This is a genomic window from Geminicoccus flavidas (assembly GCF_009806515.1).
Lineage (GTDB): Bacteria > Pseudomonadota > Alphaproteobacteria > Geminicoccales > Geminicoccaceae > Geminicoccus > Geminicoccus flavidus.
Genome location: NZ_WUJP01000304.1, coordinates 1 through 883 on the forward strand (window position 1 = coordinate 1; position 883 = coordinate 883).

Annotated in this window: 1 protein-coding gene; it reads left to right on the forward strand. The window is 73.4% G+C overall.

Annotation, left to right across the window (positions count from 1 at the left end; genetic code table 11):
- Positions 1–762: alpha/beta hydrolase (locus tag EQG76_RS08385; RefSeq protein ID WP_159712371.1), on the forward strand; the 762-nt coding region annotated here is incomplete at its 5' end.
- Between the last annotated feature and the right edge of the window lie 121 nt (positions 763–883).

Consider the following 883-nt stretch of genomic DNA (forward strand, 5'->3'; position numbering starts at 1 on the left):
AACTGGCTGGCGGCGGAACTGGCCAAGCGCGGCCATCTCGTCCTGGTGATCCCGCCCGCCGCTCATGCCGAGGCCGATGCGGCCGCCGCCGTCCAGGAGGTCGCGCGGCGGCCGGCCAATCTCGCCACGGCACTGTCCGCCCTCGAAGCCGAGCCAGAGCTAGCCGACCGAGTAAACCGGCACGCGGTGGCGGCGGTGGGCTTCTTCCAGGGCGGCACCGCCGCCCTGGCGCTGGCCGGTGCGGAACTGGACCTGGCACGCTTCCGGTTGACCTGCAGGCAGCACCCGGCCAGCCCCGACTGCCGCTGGTTCGCCCGGCAGGGCGTGGATCTGGCGGCGCTGGAACTGGCCGGCATCGCCGGCAGCCGCCGCGACCCCCGCATCCGCGCGGTGGTCGCCGTGAACCCGGAACTGGCCGACCGTTTCACCCCGTCCAGCCTCGCGGCACTTGCGGTGCCGGCGGCGATCCTGAGCCTGGGCGAGGCCGGGACCCTGCCGCCCTGGCTGGATCCCGCACCCCTGGCCGATGCCGACCCCGATCTGCGCCCCCGCATCATCCCGGATGCCGGCCCGTTCAGCGCCTTTCCCGAATGCACGGAGGCGGCACCGGCGCTGCTGGCGGAGGAGGGGGAGGACGATGCGCTGTGCCAGGAGCCGGCCGAGGAGCCGCGTGCTGCGGTCCACCAGCGGATCGCCGCGGCGATTGCCTCGGCACTCGCCAAAAGCTTTGCCGCTCAGCCGGCCTCGGGCCCGGTCCAGTAGCGGGTCAGCTTGGCCGGATCGGGCTTGGGACTCGGCTGGTGCTCCGCCTCATAGGAGCCGATGAACAGAAAGCCGGTGATCACATCGTCGCCGGCACAGCCGAGGCCTGCGCGCACCACCG